Here is a 19,933-nt window from a genome sequence, read left to right on the forward strand (position 1 = left end):
GGGCCTCTATGAACGAGCAATCCATCATCCAGGGGCTGCAAGCCATCGTCGGTGGCTCAGGTGTAGTCCAGGAGCCATTCGATATGCAGGCGCACCTGGTGGACTGGCGCAAGCGTCACCACGGGCAAGCGTTGTGCGTGGTGTTTCCAGCGTCCACACAACAAGTGTCGGACGTGGTGCGTTTTTGCGCCGAACACGACCTGCGGATTTTCCCCCAGGGCGGCAATACCAGCGTGTGCGGCGGCTCAGTGCCCACCGAAGACGGGCGCAATGTGGTGATCAACCTGGCGCGCATGAGCAAGATCGTTAGCGTCAACGCCGCCGACAATTCCATGACCGTCGAAGCCGGCTGCATCCTGGCCAACATCCACGACGCCGCCGCTGCCGAAGACAAATTGTTCCCCTTGAGCTTCGGTGCCGAAGGCTCGTGCCAGATCGGCGGCTGCATCGCCACCAACGCCGGTGGCGTCAACGTGATCCGCTATGGCAACACTCGCGACCTGATCCTCGGCCTGGAAGTGGTGCTGCCCGATGGCACCATCTGGAATGGCCTGCGCACCCTGCGCAAAAACAACAGCGGCTACGACCTCAAGCACCTGTTCATCGGCGCCGAAGGCACCCTGGGCATCGTCACCGGCGCCACGCTCAAGCTGTATCCGCAGCCCAAGGCGATGGTCACGGCGATGCTGGCGGTGCCGGATATTCACGCCGCCGTCGATCAGGGCCTGACGTTGCAGCAGGCGTTCCCCGGCTCACTGATTGCCCTGGAGTTCATCTCCGGCAGCGAATACGAAATCGTCCTCAAGCATTCGCCCACGGTGAAACGCCCACTGGCCAGTTTGCCGCAGTGCGTGGTGCTGATCGAACTGTCGGCGGCCACCGGCACCAGCGAGATGCTGGTGGATGCGCTCTCCGAATGCCTGGAGCCCTCGATTGAAGCGGGTGTGATCGAAGACGCGGTGATCGCCTCCAGCGAACAACAGCGCCAGGACCTCTGGTTGCTGCGCCACAGCGTGACCGAATCCAACGTGCATGAAGGCATGGGCATCACCCATGACATCGCCGTGCCGATCTACCGCATCCCGGATTTTGTCGACCAGGCAGGCGCCGCGCTGGCCGAGCACTACCCCGAGGCACGCCCGGTGATCGTCGGCCATATGGGCGATGGCAACCTGCATTACATCGCCATGTTCCCCCACGCGATGTGGGCCGAAGTGGCCGACAAGAAAGCCTTCCAGCACGCCCTCAGTTGCCGCCTGTACGACATCGCCGCAGCGCTCGACGGCACCTTCAGCGCCGAGCACGGCATTGGCTCGCTGCATGTCGATGAAATGGGCCTCTACAAACCCCAGGCCGAGTTGAACCTGATGCAAAGCATCAAGGCCCTGCTCGACCCCGCCAACCGCTTCAACCCGGGTCGCGTTTTGCCCGGCACGAATTCTTCGCTTTAACTCCAGGAGCCACGTATGAACGCTACCCCACACTTTCCACGTCCCGATAACGAACCTGAACTGGCCTACCTGGCCGAGTCCACCGAGTGGGCCGAGCTGCAAAAACACCTGGCCAACCCTGAAGTGATCGACATCCCGGCCGTAATCGGCGGCGAGAAGATCTACACCGGCGACATCGAAGAAATCCGCGCGCCCCACGACCAGTCGCGCCTGCTGGCCCGCCTGCACCGCCCCACCGCCGAGCATGCCCAGCAAGCCATCGACAGCTCCATGGCCGTGGCCAAGCAATGGGCCGCCGTGCCGTTTGCCGACCGCGCAGCGATCATGCACCGCGCCGCCGCCATCGTCGCCGGGCGCATGCGCCACCGCATCAACGCCGCGACCATGCTGGGCCAGAGCAAGACCATCGGCGAAGCCGAGCCGGACAGCGCTTGCGAGCTGATCGACTTCCTGCGCTTCAACACCCTGTTTGCGCAGAAGATCTACAGTGAACAACCGACCTCCACCCGCGACGCCCAGAACCGTGCCGACTGGCGCCCGCTGGAAGGTTTCGTGTACGCCGTTTCGCCGTTCAACTTCACGGCCATCGGCGCCAACCTGGCCTGCGCGCCTGCGGTGATGGGCAACGTGGCGCTGTGGAAACCGTCGAACAAATCGGCGCTGGCCAACTACATTTTCTACGAGGCCCTGGTGGAGGCCGGCATGCCAGCTGGGGTGATCAACTTTGTACCGGGTGACCCGGCGGCCGTGACCGACGTGGCGTTCAACTCGCCGCATTTTGCCGGCCTGCACTTCACCGGTTCCTCCGATGTGTTCCGCTCGCTGTGGCAACAAGCCGGTGCGCGCATCGACAAGTACCGCACCTTCCCGCGCCTGATCGGCGAAACCGGCGGCAAGGACTTCGTGCTGGCCCACGCTTCGGCCAACGCCGATGAAGTGGCGATTGCGTTGGTGAAAGGCGCGTTTGGTTATTCCGGGCAGAAGTGCAGCGCGGCGTCGCGCGCCTACATCCCGAAAAACCTGTGGCCGCAAGTGAAGGCACGAGTGCAGCAACTGGTGGCGGGTTTGAAGATTGGCGACGTGGCTGAGCGCGACACCTACAACGGCGCGGTGATCGACAAGGCCTCGTTCCAGCGCCTGAGCGGGCGTATCGACAGCGCCAAGAACGATCCGCAAGCCATCCTGGTAGCCGGTGGTGAATACTGGAGCGAGCCGGGCTGGTTTATCCAGCCAACCGTGTACGAGGTGAGCAACCCGTTGCACCCGTTGATGCGTGACGAGCTGTTCGGCCCGATCCTGGCCGTGTACGTCTACGAAGAAAAGGCCTGGGACGACACCCTGGCGCTGATCGACAGCAGCACCGACTACGCCCTCACCGGCTCGATCTTCAGCACCGACCGCTTCGCCTTGCTGCACGCCCAGAACGTGCTGGTGAACGCGGTGGGCAACCTGTACCTCAACGACAAGACCACCGGCGCGGTGGTGGGCCAGCATCCGTTCGGTGGCGGCCGTCGCAGCGGTACCAACGACAAGGCAGGTTCGTGGATGAACATCCTGCGCTGGACCTCTTCGCGCGTGGTCAAGGAAACCTACGCCCCTTCGCGTACCTGGTAAGTGCGACGTCGACCCCGGCCCAGCGCCGGGGTCGCCCTCCCCTTTGAGGAGTCCATCAAATGAACAGTCAGAAAATGGCGCTGGACCCCAGCGGCAGCGCGGACGACGTGCGCGTCTGCCGCGAGGATTTGCAAAGCTATGTCCGCGAGATTTTCAGCGCAGCCGGCTGTGGCGAACGTGAAGCCAGCCTGATCGCCGAGCACCTGGTGCTGGCCAACCTGCTGGGCCACGACTCCCATGGCGTGAGCCTGATCAAGCTGTACGTGCGCATGGTGCGCGAGGGCAAGATCAACCTCGATGCACGCGTAGCCAATGTAATGGATGCGGGTTCCATGCTCACGCTGGATGCGGGCCGGGGCTTTGGCCAGGCGTTGGGGCATGAGGCGATGCAGATCGGCATTGAACGGGCGCGTCGCGACGGCTCGGTGATCCTGGCGTTGCGCAACAGTCACCACCTGGCGCGCATCGGGCATTGGGCCGAGCTGTGCGCCGAGGCGGGGCTGGTGTCGATCCACTTCGTTAACGTGCTGCACGCGGTGCCCACGGTGGCGCCGTATGCCGGCAGCGATGCGCGGCTCAACACCAACCCGTTTGCCATCGGCGTGCCACGGGCTGACAAGCCGCCGATGATCCTCGACTTCGCCACCAGCCGCGTCGCCCAAGGCAAGATGCGCATCGCCATGAACCGTGGCGTGCAGGCACCGACCGGTTACCTGTTGGATGAATTCGGGCAGCCGAGCGTGGACCCGTCGGTGGTGTATCGCTCGCCGCTGGGTACGTTGTTGCCATTTGGCGAGCACAAGGGCGCAGGCCTGGGATTCATGTGCGACATGCTGGCGGGCGCGTTAAGTGGCGCGGGCACCTTGCATGAGGGGCATATGGAGCAGGAGGTCTACATCAACAACATGCTGTCGATCATCATCGACCCGCAACGCCTGGGCGGCATGGACTCCTGGTGCAGCGAAGTCGAAGCCGGAGCCGCCTATGTGAAAGCCTCGCCACCGCGCGAAGGCATGGGGCCGGTGTTGGTGCCGGGCGAGTTGGAACAGAGCGTGGCGCAACAACGAGCCTTAGAAGGGATTCCGGTAGACCGGGAAACCTGGCAGTCCATCCTCGATGCAGCCCAGCAAGTGGGCGTCGGGTTGCCCTCTTTCGTATAACCGCCGCAATCCGGCCGGGAAGATATTGTGCAGCGCCAGGTTAAATGCGAAGAAACACACCGGAGCACGGAAGTTCGCGAAGCCGCCTTGAAGTTATTTTATCAACATGGGTATCACGCCGTCAGTTTAAGGAAACTTGCCAGCGAACTGGGATTAAGTGCCGGCTCACTGTATGCGCACATTGAAAGTAAGCAGGAGTTGTTATTTGAAATCATTGAAGGCACACAACAGGCACTTAATTATTCAATTCGCCGGGAATTAAAACGCGCAGCGCAAAGAAACGCGTCTTTACTCGATGGTTTTGTACGGGGGGCCATCAGCCACGCCTGTCGCGAACGGCGGCACTTGTTATTAGGCATCAGGGAGCGCCACAGCTTATCCCCCGAACAACAACGCTGCATTGAACAGTTGCGCCAGGAACTGGCGGTATTACTCAACCAGGCCCTGGGCACACAGCTGCGCACGCTACAGGCACCCGCCTCGGCGATACAGGTAATGACGCAGAGTGTGCTGACCACCCTCGACGGGTTTCTCTACCTGCCCGAGCAGGCACTTTCCGTGGAAAGAGCAGTAAAGGTATTTGCCGCAATGGCCAATGCCGCCGTAGCAGAAATTCTGGACTGATTCCGGTACGTCCACGAATAACAACAATAACGATGCACACACATTTATGGCTGCCATAAATATTACTTTGGAGACGTTATGGAACGTATGAGCGTATGGGGCTCCGGCTTGTTGATGCTGGCGATTACACCTTTGGCTGTGGGCGATGAAGTGAGCGATTCAGCGTTCTTCAAGGACAGTAAAACCCAACTATTAAACCGTAACTTCTTTTTCAACCGGGACTTTCGCGATAACGCCAGCACGGCACAAAGTTATCGCCAGGAATGGGCCCAGGGGCTGATCGGCACATTCAACTCGGGCTTCACCGAAGGCACCGTGGGTTTCGGCATTGATTTGCTGGGCATGTATGGCCTGAAACTGGACAGCAGCTCGGACCGCATTAACAGCGGTCTGTTGCCCAGCAGTGGCAACCATATTGCGGGGGTGGACCATGCGCAAAATGACTACTCCAAAGCCACCGGCGCGATAAAAATCAAAGTCTCCAACACCGTGCTCAAGTACGGCGGCCAGTCCGTGGCCACGCCGGTGTTCGCCACGGCCGACTCGCGCCTGCTGCCGGAAACCGTCGAGGGTTTTTTCCTCACCAGCAAAGAGGTCAAGGACCTCACCATCGAGGCCGGGCATTTCACCTCCATGACCTTGCAGGCCTACTCCACGCGCCCAGGGTCGGCATTGACCGGCGCGGATATCCTCGGGGCCAGCTACAAGCTCACCCCTACCCTTACGGCGTCGCTGTACGGCTCGTCGGTCAAGGATTACTGGAAGAAGCGCTATGCGGCGCTGGCCTGGGTCAAGCCGTTGGACGACCTGCAAACCGTGTCCCTGGACCTGCGGGCCTACGACCTGAAAAGCCAGGGCGAAGAAAAAGCCGGCGAGCTGGATAACCAGTCGTTCAGCCTCAAGGGCGCCTATCGCTACGCCGGCAGCACGTTCTCCCTGGCCAACCAGCAGATCCACGGGCGCGGTGCGTTCCAGCTGTATGTGGACGGCACCAACACCGACTACCTGTCCAACTACATCCAGTACGCCGAGTTCACCCGCGAGAACGAGCGTTCGTGGCAGGCACGCTACGACTTCAACTTCGCGAGCATCGGCGTACCCGGCCTGACCTTTATGACCCGCTACGTGCGCGGCGATAACTTCAGCGCCAGCGCGGGCCAGGACGACCGCGAGTGGGAACGGGATGTCGAGATGGGTTATGTGGTGCAGTCCGGCCCGGCGAAAAACCTGAGCTTTCGGATGCGCCAGGCGACCTATCGAAACTCGTTCAATGGCAGCCTGGATGAGGTGCGCCTGATCACCGAATACCCGCTGAACTGGTAAGCGCGGACTTCTGTGGTGAGCGGGCTTGCCCTAATGCCAGTCAGTTAAGCGTTTACCAACCCCTGTAGGAGCGAGCTTGCTCGCGAAAAACGTCAACGATAACGCGTGAAACCTGGATGAACGTGTTGCCTTCGAGTTCTTCGCGAGCGAGCTCGCTCCTACAAAAAGCTTAACTGACTGGCATTAGGGCTTGCCCGCTCACCACATGCGCTTAGCCTGGTGTTTTTTACGTCAGTGCGGCAGGCCGATAACCGGCTTCGGCGGAGATCTGCCGGGCGCATTCGAGCAGCATGTCGCGGGTGCGTTCCAGCACGCCTTCGGCGGCCATCATGGCGTCGGGGCCGGACACGTTGATCGCGGCAACCACATTGCCTTCATGGTCACGGATGGCGGTGGCAATGGCGGTGGCGTAGTCAGAACGGCTAAGCACCCAGCCCTGTTCGCGCGCTTCGCTGATGGCCAGCTTGAGATCCGGCAGGTTCCTGGGGCCGGAGGTCATGTGGTCGTCCAGGCGCACGTGCTGGTACAGCGACTCCAGCTCTGCTTCGCTCATGGAGCTGAGCAGCATCTTGCCCATCGCATTGCAGTGGCACGGAATGCGCGTGCCGATGGGGATATTCACCGACAGCCGTTGCTGGGCAAACGAGCGGTAGATGTAGAGGGTGTGGTGCTGCTCGCGGATGCTCAGGTGGCACGACAGCGAGGTACGGTCGCGCAGGGTGTTGAGGTGCGGCAAGGCCACGTCGACGATGTCGCGGCTGGCGAGGTAAGTGAACCCGCGGGAAATCAGCTGGGGGCCGAGTTCGTAGCCGTTCTTGCCGACTTTTTGCAGGTAGCCCATGGCCGCGAGGGTTTGCACGATGCGGTAGATGGAAGACACGCTGCCGCCCATGAGTTCGGCCAACTCGTTCATGTTCAGGTTGCGCTGGTCGGAGTTGAACAGTTCCAGGATCCGCAGGCCGCGTTGCAGGGCTGGAACGATGTAGTCCAAGTCTTTGGCTGAGGGGTCCTGCTCGCTCATGTGCATCTCTCGTCTACAAAATGTTTTTTTGGCTACCGAATGCCGGACAAGATACCAGTGTCCGGCCCGACACAAATCAAAAAATGTGGGAGGGGCGGTGCGACGATTCGACTTGCTCCCGATGGCGGTCTGTCAGCTGAAGATGTGCTGACTGATACACCGCTATCGGGAGCAAGCCCCCTCCCACATTTGGACTGCATAGGCAGGGCTATCTCGGCAGGGCTGCAACGCCTGCCGGGGCGCCGTCGAATTCTTGCATCGCATCAATCAGCACATGCCAGAGGTAATGCGCCGAAGCCCGGTCGAACAGCAGGTGAAAACACGGGCGGTCATCGGTGCCGGTGTTGACGATGATGCCGTTGACCCGCGCCACCGAGGTCTGCGCCACGCTCCCCGGTGCAAACGCCGAGGCACTCAGGTCGACACCGCAGAGCTTGGCCACGATCTCGCTGACACGCGGACCAAAAAGCGCCAGGCAGGTGTGGCTGTCCTGGCGTGGCAGGCAGTAGTTGGCTTGCTGGCTGAACGTCCAGCCGGCTTCCAGTTGCGCCAAGCGCTCCCCGCCGTCGCCCAGGGCGCCCAGCAGGAAGTATTCGTTCATCGACAACCGTGCGACCCATTCACCGCCAGGCTGACGCACGGCGGTGTTGGGCGCTTGTGGCAGGTTGAAACCGTGGCCCGTCAGGTACTCCGCGGCCTGCGCGCCGCGAAAGCCAACGCGGTGCAGGTTGGCCAGGTCCACCAGGCCGCACTCACGCGCCTGATCGGCGTAGGCATCCACAAACGGCTTGCCGCCCAAGGTGGTCATGACCGCATCGCCGTGCAGTGAATGCAGCGGGCTTCGCTCAAGGTTATTCATGTTCACAGCTCCTGACGCTTGTTTTCAGGGTCATAGAAAGGCAGTTCGACCACCGTGGCGCTGACGATCTGGCCACCACCCACGCGGATCGGTACCTGGCTGCCCGGTGCCGCCTGTTTGGCGCCGACATAGGCCAGGCCGATGATTGCGTCCAGGGTGCTGGAGTATTCGCACGAGGTGACGTTGCCGCTGATGTCTGCGCCTTCGAGCACCAAGTGCCCTTCCAGCGGCAGCGGTTGGGTCTTGGCCAGTTTGAAGCCCACCAGCTTGCGCTTGAGGGGCTGGGCTTCGAGGATTTCCACCGAGCGTTTGCCGATAAAGAACGGCTTCTTGCGGGCAATCGCCCACTGCATGTCGATCTCGCCGGGGTGGGTCATGCCATCGGTGTCCTGGCTGATGATCACGTGGCCTTTTTCCAGGCGCAGCAGGCGCTGGGTTTCGACGCCGAATGGGCGAATGCCAAAGGCTTTGCCGGTGTCCAGCAGGATGTCCCACAGGGCTTCGGCGAAACGTGCCGGGACGTGGATTTCGTAGCCCAACTCGCCAACGAAACCGACCCGTAGGATGCGCGCCGGAATACCGGCCACGGTGCCTTCGCGCACCCCCAAGTAAGGGAAGGCTTCGGCGCTGAGGTCCACGTCGGTGCAGACCTTCTCCAGCACCTTGCGCGATTGCGGCCCGGCCAGGTTGACCGCAGCGTAAGCAGCAGTGACGTTGGCCACGTCCACCTCCAGGCGCCATTGCGCATTCCACTGCAGCATTTGCTGGTAGATACGGTCCACGCCGCTGGTGGTGGCCGAGACGTAGAAGTGGTTGTCGGCCAGGCGGCACGCCACGCCGTCGTCGCCCACTACACCTTGCTCGTTGGTCAGCAGCGCATAGCGAGTACGACCCACGGCCAGCTTCTTGAAGCCGAAGGTGTACATGCGCTCCAGCAGTTCAGCCGCGTCCGGGCCGCGTACATCCAGGCCACCAAGGGTAGACACATCGATCAGGCCGACGTTGTTGCGCACGCACTCGGCTTCTTCACGCATGCAGCGTTCGCGCTCATGGGCCGGGCCGTAAAACGCCGGGCGCTGCCAGATGCCCGCTGGCATCATTTTCGCGCCGGCTTGCAGGTGGCGCTCGTGCATCGGGGTGCGGCGGTACGGGTCGAAGCCACGCCCGGCCAGCAGCGCGAGTTTCTCTTCGGTGAACGGCGGACGTGCAGTGGTCACACCGGTTTCGCTGATATTGCGGTGGGTGGATGCGGCCACTAAACGCGCCGTCGGCAAAGCGGAGTGACGCCCCTGGGACGGCCCCATGCCGACCGTGGAGAAGCGCTTGACCAGTTGCACATCGCGGTAGCCATGGCGGGTGGCGTTGATGATGTCGCGGATCTGCAGGTCTTCATCGTAGTCGACGAATTCCTTGCCCTTGGGGTGGGCAAAAATCGGCCAATCGAAGTTGACCCGTGCACTGTCGGCCTCTGGCGCTTGCGCGGGCTCTTCCCCCAGGCCCAGGGCGGCCAGCGCCTTGGCGGCGGCATAGCGACCGTCCTCGATCACATTGCCCAGCGCGTGCTGGCCGTTCACAGAACCGGCGATCTGCAAGTTGGCCGGCAGGCCCTTGATGGCGAACGCCGCGCGGGTGTCGTTGTAGCTCAGGGCGCCACCGGCCTGGCACAGCAGTTGATACACCGGCATGTAGCCTGCGGACATGCACAGCAGGTCGCAGTCCAGCACCTGGCCCTGCTCGGCCACGCGACCCTGGCCGACGATGCGGCGCACATCCACCCCGGTCACATGCAGGCCGCGCTTGTCGGCAAGGGCCTCGTACACGGTGTGCTCCAGGTGCACCACGATGCCCTTGGCCTTCACCGCCGCCAGCAAGGCTTGCGATGCAGGCTGTGGGCGCATGTCGAGCAACGCGGCAACGGCCACGCCTTGCTCGTGCAGATCCAGCGCGGCGAGGTAGCCGTCGTCGTTACCGGTCAGCACCACTGCGCGCTGGCCCGGCTTGACCGCGTACAGCCGCATCAAGCGTTGAACGGCGCTGGTGAGCACCACGCCCGGCAAGTCGTTATTGCGAAACACCACCGGCTGGTCGAACGCGCCGCTGGCGACGATGCACTGGCGCGCCCGCACCTTGTACATGCGTTTGCCCTGGTGAATCGGCAGGTAGTTGTCGGCAAACCAGGCGTTGCAGGTGGCGTCGGTCATCACGCGGATGTTCGGGTGGTTGCTGACCGCGCCGACCATTTGCTCGCGGGTGCCGCTGGCCAGGTTGGCATCCAGGTCAAAGCGCGCGTAGGTCAACGCACCGCCCAGCACCGGTTGTTGTTCCACCAGCAGCACTTTGGCGCCAGCCTCGGCGGCAGTCAGCGCCGCGCTCAGGCCGGCCGGGCCACTGCCGACGACCACCACATCAAAGAACAGGAAGGCCTTGTCGTGGTACTCAGGCTTGAATTCAAGGTCGAGTACACCCAGGCCGGCCTTTTTACGGATCAACGGCTCCCAGCGCTTCCACATGCCCTTGGGTTTGTAGAACGCGCGGTAGTAGAACCCCACCGGCATGAATTTGGAGAACTTGCCCAGGTAGGCGTCCTTGTCTTTCTCCAGGGTGCCGCTGATGTTTTGCGGGGTCACTTGCAGGCCTGGCAACAGCGGTTGCAGGTCGGCAATGACGTTGGGCTCATCCGGCAGTTGCACCAGGGTGTTGGCGTCCTGGGCGGCCATGGTCAGTGGGCCGCGTGCGCGGTGGTATTTGAACGAGCGCGACATCAGCCACTGGTCGCTGCCCAGCAAGGCGCTGGCGACAGTGTCGCCGTTGAAGCCCTGGAACTCGCGGCCGTCGAAGGAAAAACTCACAGGCTTGTTGCGGTCGATCAGCAGGCCCATCGGGGCAGGCAGGCGCGTCATTGGGAAGCCTCCGTGGCGAAGTCGATTCGCCGGGTGAACAGTTCCTTGGGGTCGAAGGTGCGCAGAATCTGGTCGGTGACGGTGTGGCGCACGGCGATAAACCAGTAGCTCGACGCGTTATGCATCCACCATTCGGTGACCACACCGGCGATGTTCTCGCTGTTGAACACGTAGTCGGCCCACTCGGCCGTGGTGCAGGTGGCCGGGTCGGGCATGGTTTTGACTTCGCCGCCGTAGGTGAACTCGTTGATGTTGCGCGCGCCGTTGAGGGGGCAGGTCATGATTTTCATACGTGCACTCCGTCAGTGGCTGGCCGCTGTCGCGCCCATCTCGTTGACTTGTTGGAAGGTGGAGAACCGGTCAAGGGCAAACGGCTTGATCAGGTCCGGGACCTGGCCGCCGCTGGCCACCAGTTCGGCCATGGTCTTGCCGGTAATGGGCGTGGCCTTGAAGCCCCAGGTGCCCCAGCCGGCGTCGAGGTAGTAATTTTCAACCGGCGACAGGCCCATGATCGGGCTGTAGTCGGGGGTCATGTCGGTCATGCCGCCCCACTGGCGCATCAGCTTGGCGTTGGCCATGAACGGGAACATCTCGATGGCGGCCGACAGCAGGCTTTCCTTGAGGTCCAGGGTGGAACGCGAGTTGTACAGCGGGTACGGGTCGGAGCCGCCACCGAAAACGATCTCGCCACGGCTGGTCTGCTGTACATAGCAGTGCAGCGCGGACGAACTCACCAACGGGTCGAGGAACGGCTTGAACGGCTGGGTGACCATCGCCTGCAACGGGTAGGTGTGGATCGGCGCCTTGATGCCGGCCTTGTTCAGCAATATCGAACTGGAACCGGCCACCGCCTGCACCACGCAGCCGCACTGGATGCTGCCGCGGTTGGTCTTGATCGCTGTGATGCGGCCGTTGGTGATGACCAGGTCCTGCACTTCGGTGAGCTGATGGATCTCGACACCGCGCTTGGCCGCCTCCTTGGCGTAACCCCAGGCCACGGCATCGTGGCGTGCGGTGGCGCCGTCTTCGTGCCAGAGCCCTGCGAGCACCGGCAAGTGGCCCGGGTCGAGGTTGAGGGACGGCACCAGTTCGCGGATCTGCTGGCGGTCGATCATTTCGCAGCGCCCGCCGAAGTGCTTATTCACTTCGGCACGCTGGCGAAACGCACGCACCGTGGCATCGGTGTGGGCCAGCGTCAGTTGTCCGCGCTCGGAATACATGATGTTGAAGTCGAACTCGTTGGACAGCTCCTTGAACATGCGCACCGACTCGATGTAGAAGCGCACGCCTTCGGAGGTCAGGTAGTTGGAGCGAATCACCGCTGTGTTGCGTGCGGTATTGCCGCCGCCCAGGTAGGCCTTTTCCAGCACCGCCACGTTGGTGATGCCGTGGTACTTGGCCAGGTAGTACGCGGTAGCGAGGCCGTGGCCACCGGCGCCGATGATGACTACGTCGTAGGCCGACTTGAGTTCCTTGGGCGCCGGCAAATCCACTTCCACCGGGTACTCGGATGACAAGCCGTATTTCAGCAGGCTAAAGGGCATGGTGAGCTCCAGGTACGGACAGTTGCTGGCGCAGCGCGCGGACGGTGTTTTGCAGCAGGAAGGCAATGGTCATGGGGCCGACGCCGCCGGGCACCGGGGTGATAGCGGCGGCTTTTTGCGAGGCGCTGGCGAAGTCCACGTCCCCGACCAGGCGGGTTCGGTCGGCTTCGGCAATACGGTTGATGCCCACGTCAATGACCACCGCGCCCTCCTTCAGCCAATCGGCATTGATCAACTGCGGGCGGCCCACGGCGGCGATGACGATATCGGCTTCGCGGCACAGGCGCGGCGCATCCACACTGCGCGAATGCAGCACCGTGACCGTGCAATTGGCTTGCAACAGCAGCGCGGCCATCGGCTTGCCGACAATGTTGGAGCGGCCGACGACGACTGCGTGCTTACCGCTCAAATCACCAAGCACCTGGTTGAGCAGGTACATGCAGCCGCTCGGCGTGCACGGGTACAGCGCCGGTTGGCCGAGGGACAGCGCACCGACGTTTTCGCGGTGGAAACCATCCACATCCTTGCGCGGGTCAATCGCCTGGATCACCGCCGCTTCGTCGATCTGTTTGGGCAATGGCATCTGCACCAGAATGCCGTTGACCCGCGGGTCGGCATTCAGGTCGGCAATCAAGGCCAGCACCGTGGCCTGATCGATATCCGCCGGCAGCAGGTGCTCTATCGAGCAGATGCCCACTTCGGCGCAGCGTTCGACCTTGTTGCGCACGTACACGCGACTGGCCGGGTCGTTACCCACCAGCACCACCGCCAGGCAGGGTTGCAGGCCTTCGGCGCAGAGCATTTCAACCTCGTGCTTGACCGCCGCTAGCACCTCGCGCGCGGCCGCTTTGCCATCGATGATTCGGGGTGTGTTCATCGGAAGATCACCGTACGGTCGTGGTTCATGAACACGCGGTGTTCCAGGTGATACTTGACCGCCTTGGACAGGGCTACGGTTTCGGTATCGCGACCGATAGCCACCAGGTCTTCGGGTTTGTAGGCGTGGTCTACGCGCTGCACTTCCTGTTCGATGATCGGGCCTTCGTCCAAATCCGAAGTCACGTAGTGGGCGGTCGCGCCGATCAACTTAACGCCGCGCTCGAACGCCTGGTGGTAAGGCTTGGCGCCCTTGAAACCGGGCAGGAACGAGTGGTGGATATTGATCGCCCGACCACTGAGCTGGCGGCACAGGTCATCGGAGAGGATCTGCATGTAGCGCGCCAGCACCACCAACTCGGTGCCGGTCTCGCGCACCACGTCGAGCAGCGCCTGTTCCTGCTGGGCCTTGGTGTCTTTGGTCACCGGCAGGTGGATAAAGCGGATGCCTTCACGCTCGGCCATGGCGCGCAGGTCTTTGTGGTTGGAGACGATGGCAGTGATGTCCATCTCCATTTCGCCCTTGTGGCGGCGATACAGCAGGTCGGACAGGCAGTGGTCGAACTTGCTGACCATCAGCAGCACCTTCATCGGGCGGCTGCGATCGTGGATCTGCCAGGTCATGTCGAATTCCTGGGCCACCGGCTCAAAGCCTGGCTTGAGCGCTTCGATATCACCGACCACGCCGGCATTGAAGCGGAACACCGCCCGCAAGAAGAAGCGCCCGGTGAACTCGTCATCGAACTGCGCCAGCTCGCTGATGTAGCATTTCTGCTGCGCCAGATAAGAGGTGACGGCGGCGACGATGCCGGAGGTGGCCGGGCAACTGACGGTGAGGATAAAAGACTCGTTCAAAGTATTCATTTTTCGCCTGACAATTTTAAGTTCGTAAGTGAAATTATTTATCAATAAAACCTTGCTTTAAGGCATCATAAAAATCGCTTGCAAATATAGTTTTTATTGAAAAGCTATGGACGAGCGAAACACCGGCGCAGACCTTCAAAGGGAGGTCTACGCCGATGGCTTCGTCAGCGCGTCGCCAGGCTTTTAGCCACCTCGCCCTGAACGGTCTTCCAAATCTTCTGCTTCATTGCCAGGTACTGCTCCGACAACTGCACATCGGCGTTACGCGGGTGCGGCAGGTCGTTGACGATGTCCTGGGCGATCTTGCCCGGCCGCGCCGACATGATCAGGATGCGCGACGACAGCATCAGCGCCTCATCAATGGAGTGAGTGATAAAGACGATGGTCTTGCCGCTTTGCTCGTAGATGCGCACCAGTTCTTCCTGCAGCACTTGGCGCGTCATCGCATCCAGCGCGGCGAAGGGTTCGTCGAACAGCATCACCGCCGGGTCGTTGGCCAACACCCGGGCAATGGTCACGCGCTGCTTCATGCCGCCGGACAACTGCTTGGGGTAGGCGTTTTCAAAGCCCTTGAGGCCGACCATGTCGACAAACTGCTGGGCAATGGCACGGCGCTCGGCCTTTTTCATGCCCTTCATCTTCAGGCCGTAGGCGATGTTGTCGAGCACACTCAGCCACGGGAACAGCGCGTACTGCTGGAACACCATGCCGGTGTTGGGGCTCACCTCGGCCACCTGGCGGCCCTCGACCTTCACCAGCCCTTCGCTGGGATGGTCGAAGCCGGCGATCATGTTGAGGGTGGTGCTCTTGCCGCAACCTGACGCGCCGACAATCACCACGAACTCGCCTTTCTCGATGCGCAGGCTGACGTTATCCAACGCCAGCATGTCGCCGTAGCGCTTGGAGACGCCTTCGAGCTCAATGATTGGGTTCAGTCCTGCCACGATACGAGCCTCCTCTCGATAATGCGCATCACCAGGTCGGTGAGCAGTACGGTGATGCTGATCATGACCATGCCCAACACCACGGTGTCGGTCTGGAAGTACTCTTTGCCGTTCATGATCATGAAGCCCAGGCCTTCACGGGCCGCGATCAGCTCGGCCGAGATCACGCAGGTCCAGGCGATGCCGAGCATCACTTTCAGGCCGGTGATGATCTGCGGCAGCGCGGCCGGCAGGATGATGCCGAACATGATGTTGTGACGCTTGGCCCCCAGGTTCTTGGCGGCGCGGATCAGCAGCGGGTCAACGTTGCGGGTGGAGTCGATGATGTACAGCAGTGCCGGGGCCAACGAGCCCATGAACACGATGGAGTACTTCTGCGACTCGGAAATGCCGAACCACAACAGCGAAAGCGGCACCCAGCTCATCGACGGCAGTGGCCGCAGGAAGGACAGCAGCGGGTTGAAGATCGCCATGCACAGTGGCGACGACCCCATCGCAATGCCCAGCGGCACGGCAACGATGGTGGCCAGCAGGAAGCCGACCATGACGCGGCGGGTGGAGGCAAAAATGTTGGCGATCAGGCTGCCGTCGCCGGTCATATCGACGGCGCGGTGCCAGATATCCGAAGGTGCCGGCAAGAACAGGGCCTCAATAAAGCCCATCTTCACGGCAGCTTCCCAGACCGCGAGGATGATGATCAGCGTGGCGAAGCCGATGACCAGCCGCGACACGATGCCGGTGCCCATTGGCACGTAAGGGCGAGCGATGGCGCTACTCATGGACGGATCTCTGCATGGCTGACGAACGAGGTGTTAAACCAGTCATCCACGGCCGGGACCTTGGACAGTTGCTTGTTCTCCAGCATGAAGGCCGCCAACTGCTTGAGGCCGTGCTGGAAGCTCTGGGTCTCGATCAGGGTTTGCTTCTGATCGGCCAGGTCGTGCCACTCAATGGCGTTGATGGTCTTGAGCTGCTCATCCACCGGTAGCTTGGTCAGCGAAGTGATGGACTGCGCAGCTTCCTCCGGGTGCGCCTTGATAAAGGCAATGGCCTCCATGTAGCTGTCGACGAACGCTTGGGCTTCCTTCGGATGCTCTTTGGTGTAGGTGCGGCTGGCGATCAGGATGTCCGGCCCGGTGCCGATCTTGAATTGCTTGTAGAGGCTGAACTGGGTGTCGTCCGCCAGCAGCGTGCTGCCCTGCTGTTGCAGGATATTGAAGGTAGGCGACCAGGCCACGGCGGCGTCGATCTGCCCGGTCTTGAGGGCGGCTGGCATTTCCTGGGTGGGCATGTTCAGCAGCATCACGTCCTTGGCCGGGTCCATTTGCGCTTGTTTGAGCAGGTCAAGGATGAGAATGTGTCCGCTTGAGGCGTAGGTGACACCGATCTTCTTGCCTTTGAGGCTGGCGATGTCCTTGAACTCACCGTTGGTGAACACGCCTTGCACGGTCACGAAGGAATCCGGCTCAGAGACAATCTCGAACGATTTACTGCCCGCCGCCATCAACGACAATGCGGGGATCGCACTGGAGGCCGCGAAGTCCAGGTTGCCGGACACCATCGCACTCATGCGGCTCGACGAGGTACCGAACAATTGCCACTTAACGTCCAGGCCGTTCTTTTTGAAGATGCCTTTATCAATGCCCACCCAGACTGGAAAGCTGCTGAACCAGGTCGAGCCGCCGTAGATGACTGGCGCCGGTGTCGCCGCTTGAACGGCAGTGGCGGTAACGCCGCCAACCAGCAGCGAGGCTGATAACAGGAGGGTTCTGGTGAAGGCTTTGAGAATGGTCATGCAAGGTACCCGAGCTTAGTGGGAGCAAAAAGGACGGTAAACACCATCCTTCAATGAAGGGCAGGATCTTCTGATTATTCATTTGGAAATATTATTTTTACAGGTGAATTGATTTTATGTATCGCCTTGTGTTATTGGCTATTTTATAAGTCATATGCGAAACCAAGTAAATACTATATTTACCCGAGATATCCGCAGCAGCTTAACCGCGCCCAATACACAGGCAAAAAAAATCCGGAAATCCGCACATGCGCAGACCTTCCGGATTTTTTCGTAGCACCAGCAGGCGCGACTCGCCTAGAGCATCTTCAGCAGCTCCCCGAACGCTCTGTGCTCCCAAGTGGATAGCAACGCCACAGGATCAGTCCCAAACCTGTCGCCCGAGCCAAATGACCAGCGCTGCCCATCCGGACTGACGCACGCGGCGCAATGGTCGAGCTCACCGCCGTCGGCATGGATCGATATGCGCCAACCGTCGATGTCGACAGTCACATGGCCAGCGTCATCGTGCCCCGCCCTGGTCATTACGCGCCGCCCCCAAGTGACCTCACGCAACACCTGGCACACCTCTCTGGCAGAGAGTGGCGGGCACATCCCCCAAGCAGCCTCGCCCGCAGACCTCAACAGCACATACCCACAACCATTGGGCACATGATTGCGGATTTCGTATTCCCGCCAGTCAGCCATGGCCCGACCATCAAGGCGCTGCGGCTTGCGCTCGACCAACCAGGCGACAGCATTGATGAATTGCCCATGGGAAAACACCGCAATGTCCTCGGCAGGATGCACTGCCAGCCGATCCAGGAAGGACCGAGCTCTCGATACAAAATCCAGGAATGACTCGGCACCTACACCATCCCTGAATGCAGGGTCTGATCTGGACCAATACTCTTCGACCCAGGCACGCCGCTGAGCCACAGTTGTGTTGGCACAGCGTGTCGGCTCCAGGTAACTGAATTCGTGAATGGGCCAGGTTTCAAACCGAACCGCCGCAAACCTTGCCACGGTAGCCATCGCAGTTGCCTGAGCCCGCGAGAAAGAAGAGGCAACGATCAGATCAGGAGCCTGACGAAAGGAAACCGCCACCTCATGCGCCTGCTCAACACCCGTTTGCGTAAGAGGAATGCTCGCGTGATCCAGGCTTGCACCACCGGCGTTGGCAGCACTTTCTCCATGGCGTATCAGCCTGACATGCTTCATGCACCCACCCCCTGGACAGCCGCAAGCATTGACTTCTTCCTGATTCGTTTTGACCAGCAGGGCCAGCAAACAAGGATACACCCCCGCCACGGGCAATCACTGAAGTAGCCGTGCAATTGCCTGGCAGGCAGCATCGGCATCTGGCGAAACCCCCTAGCGCCAAATCGCAGGCAAAAAAAAACCCGGAAATCCTCACTTGCGTGGGCCTTCCGGATTTTCTAAACCGCCAAAAATGGTGGGTCGTGTGGGATTCGAACCTACGACCAATTGGTTAAAAGCCAACTGCTCTACCAACTGAGCTAACGACCCGCTGTGTGGTGGCGCGTATAATACTGATTTCTAAGGATTATTCAACACCTTATTTGAAATAAATCAGAAATAACGCGTAGGGTCCGTAAAACCGGCCGCTTGGAAGCCTTCTGCACGCAGTCGGCAGCTGTCGCATTTGCCACAAGCACGGCCATCATCGTCCGCCTGATAGCAGGAAACCGTCAGCGAATAGTCAACGCCGAGTCCTACGCCAGCCTTCACGATATCGGCCTTGCTCAGGTTTTGCAGTGGCGCCAGGATGCGGAAGCCCTGCCCTTCTACACCGGCCTTTGTCGCCAGGTTGGCCATGCGCTCGAACGACTCGACGAATTCAGGGCGGCAGTCCGGGTAACCGGAGTAATCCACGGCGTTGACGCCGATAAAGATGTCGCGGGCATTGAGTACTTCTGCCCAGCCGAGGGCCAGGGACAGGAATACGGTGTTGCGGGCAGGCACATAGGTAACCGGAATGCCTTCACCTGGGGTTTCTGGCACGTCAATGCTGCTGTCGGTAAGAGCGGAGCCGCCAATGCCGTTGAGGTTCAGGCCGATCACCTTGTGCTCTACCACGCCCATATCGCGGGCGACGCGGGCGGCAGCATTCAGCTCGGCGCGGTGGCGCTGGCCGTAGTCGAAGCTCATGGTGTAGCAGCTGTAGCCTTCAGCCTGGGCCATGGCCACCACGGTGGCGGAGTCGAGGCCGCCGGACAGCAGGATGACTGCGCGTTTTTGATCATTCGTATGTTCGGTCATGTCAGCGTCCCGGCTCGTCGTTCCAAAGGTATTTATGCAGCTGCAGTTGCAGGCGCACCGGCAGGTTATCGGCAACCACCCAATCAGCAAGATCGCGCGCGTTCAGGTCGTGATGACTGGGAGAGAACAACACCTCGCCTGCGCGACGATCCAGACCGTACTGGATCAGTTTGGAGTTCGCCCAGTCGTAGTCGTCACGGGAACAGATCACGAACTTGACCTGATCGTTGGACGTCAGCAAGTCCATGTTCTCGTAGCGGTTGCGGTGCGACTCCTTGGAGTCGGGGGTCTTGAGATCCACCACCCGGCTTACCCGCGGGTCTACCGCGGAAATATCCAGGGCGCCACTGGTCTCCAGGGACACCTCGTAACCGGCGTCACACAGCTGCTTGAGCAGAGGGATGGCATTGGGCTGGGCCAGGGGCTCGCCGCCCGTCACACAGACGTAGCGCGGCCGGTAACCAGCAACCTGTTCCAGGATGTCGTCGAGAGTGCGTACGGTGCCGCCGCTGAAGGCGTAGGCGCTGTCACAGTACTGGCAGCGCAACGGGCAACCGGTCAAGCGCACAAAAACTGTGGGCAGGCCAGCGGTGCGCGTTTCACCCTGCAACGAGTAAAAAACTTCGGTGATGCGTAATGTGTCTTGCATAGTCGCCACGGGCGTAACAGCTAAACAGGCTGTCCGCCTCCGTCAGG

At 61.1% G+C, this 19,933-nt stretch carries 18 protein-coding genes, 1 tRNA gene and 1 pseudogene; 5 read left to right on the top strand and 15 right to left on the bottom strand.

Annotation, left to right across the window (positions count from 1 at the left end):
* Positions 1 to 8 precede the first annotated feature (8 nt).
* From DYL59_RS12400 to DYL59_RS12420, 5 genes are all read left to right on the top strand, one after another.
* Entirely contained in the window at positions 9 to 1,451 is a 1,443-nt protein-coding gene (locus tag DYL59_RS12400; RefSeq protein ID WP_135289439.1) for an FAD-binding oxidoreductase, read from the top strand.
* Between the two features lie 15 nt (positions 1,452 to 1,466).
* The gene (gene pruA, locus DYL59_RS12405; RefSeq protein ID WP_135289440.1) at positions 1,467 to 3,065 is read left to right on the top strand and encodes an L-glutamate gamma-semialdehyde dehydrogenase; all 1,599 of its coding nucleotides are present in this window, start codon (positions 1,467 to 1,469) and stop codon (positions 3,063 to 3,065) included.
* 59 nt (positions 3,066 to 3,124) lie between these two features.
* Positions 3,125 to 4,225, top strand: a complete 1,101-nt coding sequence (locus DYL59_RS12410; protein ID WP_202877198.1) for a malate/lactate/ureidoglycolate dehydrogenase — start codon at positions 3,125 to 3,127, stop codon at positions 4,223 to 4,225.
* Positions 4,226 to 4,252: 27 nt separating this feature from the next.
* On the top strand, positions 4,253 to 4,849 hold the full coding sequence (locus tag DYL59_RS12415; RefSeq protein ID WP_167496677.1) for a TetR/AcrR family transcriptional regulator: 597 nt from the start codon (positions 4,253 to 4,255) through the stop codon (positions 4,847 to 4,849).
* Between the two features lie 78 nt (positions 4,850 to 4,927).
* Entirely contained in the window at positions 4,928 to 6,172 is a 1,245-nt protein-coding gene (locus tag DYL59_RS12420; protein WP_135289442.1) for an OprD family porin, read from the top strand.
* A 226-nt stretch (positions 6,173 to 6,398) separates the two neighbouring features.
* Here the strand turns inward: DYL59_RS12420 and DYL59_RS12425 are convergent, their stop codons facing one another.
* The 15 genes and pseudogenes from DYL59_RS12425 to queE all read right to left on the bottom strand — a co-directional run bounded on the left by DYL59_RS12425 (position 6,399) and on the right by queE (position 19,886).
* Positions 6,399 to 7,193, bottom strand: coding sequence for an IclR family transcriptional regulator (locus tag DYL59_RS12425; RefSeq protein ID WP_105695420.1), 795 nt, complete (start codon positions 7,191 to 7,193; stop codon positions 6,399 to 6,401).
* Positions 7,194 to 7,401: 208 nt separating this feature from the next.
* Positions 7,402 to 8,001, bottom strand: coding sequence for a sarcosine oxidase subunit gamma (locus tag DYL59_RS12430; RefSeq protein ID WP_135289500.1), 600 nt, complete (start codon positions 7,999 to 8,001; stop codon positions 7,402 to 7,404).
* Positions 8,002 to 8,054: 53 nt separating this feature from the next.
* Positions 8,055 to 10,952, bottom strand: a complete 2,898-nt coding sequence (locus DYL59_RS12435) for an FAD-dependent oxidoreductase (protein WP_135289443.1) — start codon at positions 10,950 to 10,952, stop codon at positions 8,055 to 8,057.
* The gene (locus DYL59_RS12440; RefSeq protein ID WP_135289444.1) at positions 10,949 to 11,242 is read right to left on the bottom strand and encodes a sarcosine oxidase subunit delta; all 294 of its coding nucleotides are present in this window, start codon (positions 11,240 to 11,242) and stop codon (positions 10,949 to 10,951) included. The genes DYL59_RS12435 and DYL59_RS12440 overlap by 4 nt, the downstream gene beginning before the upstream one ends.
* 12 nt (positions 11,243 to 11,254) lie before the next feature.
* Positions 11,255 to 12,496 (bottom strand): FAD-dependent oxidoreductase, encoded by a 1,242-nt coding sequence (locus DYL59_RS12445; protein ID WP_135289445.1) that lies wholly within the window; start codon positions 12,494 to 12,496, stop codon positions 11,255 to 11,257.
* Complete coding sequence (folD, locus tag DYL59_RS12450) at positions 12,486 to 13,373, bottom strand: bifunctional methylenetetrahydrofolate dehydrogenase/methenyltetrahydrofolate cyclohydrolase FolD (protein ID WP_135289446.1); 888 nt, start codon at positions 13,371 to 13,373, stop codon at positions 12,486 to 12,488. The genes DYL59_RS12445 and folD overlap by 11 nt, the downstream gene beginning before the upstream one ends.
* On the bottom strand, positions 13,370 to 14,236 hold the full coding sequence (gene purU, locus DYL59_RS12455; protein WP_135289447.1) for a formyltetrahydrofolate deformylase: 867 nt from the start codon (positions 14,234 to 14,236) through the stop codon (positions 13,370 to 13,372). Before purU ends, folD begins: the two co-directional genes overlap by 4 nt.
* A 164-nt stretch (positions 14,237 to 14,400) precedes the next feature.
* A complete protein-coding gene (locus DYL59_RS12460) occupies positions 14,401 to 15,180 on the bottom strand; it encodes an ABC transporter ATP-binding protein (RefSeq protein ID WP_202877199.1) in 780 nt (259 codons plus the stop codon).
* Positions 15,168 to 15,959: an ABC transporter permease gene (locus DYL59_RS12465; protein ID WP_200846218.1), complete on the bottom strand. Its 792-nt coding sequence runs from the start codon at positions 15,957 to 15,959 to the stop codon at positions 15,168 to 15,170. The genes DYL59_RS12460 and DYL59_RS12465 overlap by 13 nt, the downstream gene beginning before the upstream one ends.
* Positions 15,956 to 16,975 carry an ABC transporter substrate-binding protein gene (locus DYL59_RS12470; protein ID WP_135289448.1) on the bottom strand — a complete coding sequence of 340 codons (1,020 nt, stop codon included), beginning with the start codon at positions 16,973 to 16,975 and terminating at the stop codon, positions 15,956 to 15,958. The genes DYL59_RS12465 and DYL59_RS12470 overlap by 4 nt, the downstream gene beginning before the upstream one ends.
* Before the next feature lie 297 nt (positions 16,976 to 17,272).
* On the bottom strand, positions 17,273 to 17,569 hold the full coding sequence (locus DYL59_RS32040) for a DUF7693 family protein (protein ID WP_238340675.1): 297 nt from the start codon (positions 17,567 to 17,569) through the stop codon (positions 17,273 to 17,275).
* Between the two features lie 3 nt (positions 17,570 to 17,572).
* Positions 17,573 to 18,175: pseudogene (locus DYL59_RS31640) on the bottom strand (histidine phosphatase family protein); the annotation flags it as partial.
* Between the two features lie 233 nt (positions 18,176 to 18,408).
* A tRNA-Lys gene (locus DYL59_RS12480) sits at positions 18,409 to 18,484 on the bottom strand.
* A gap of 63 nt (positions 18,485 to 18,547) precedes the next feature.
* A complete protein-coding gene (queC, locus tag DYL59_RS12485; RefSeq protein ID WP_135289449.1) occupies positions 18,548 to 19,237 on the bottom strand; it encodes a 7-cyano-7-deazaguanine synthase QueC in 690 nt (229 codons plus the stop codon).
* Position 19,238: 1 nt separating this feature from the next.
* Positions 19,239 to 19,886 (bottom strand): 7-carboxy-7-deazaguanine synthase QueE, encoded by a 648-nt coding sequence (queE, locus tag DYL59_RS12490; RefSeq protein ID WP_135289450.1) that lies wholly within the window; start codon positions 19,884 to 19,886, stop codon positions 19,239 to 19,241.
* Between the last annotated feature and the right edge of the window lie 47 nt (positions 19,887 to 19,933).

Origin of the sequence: Pseudomonas kairouanensis (assembly GCF_004682055.1) — a bacterium.
GTDB classification, from domain to species: Bacteria; Pseudomonadota; Gammaproteobacteria; order Pseudomonadales; family Pseudomonadaceae; genus Aquipseudomonas; species Aquipseudomonas kairouanensis.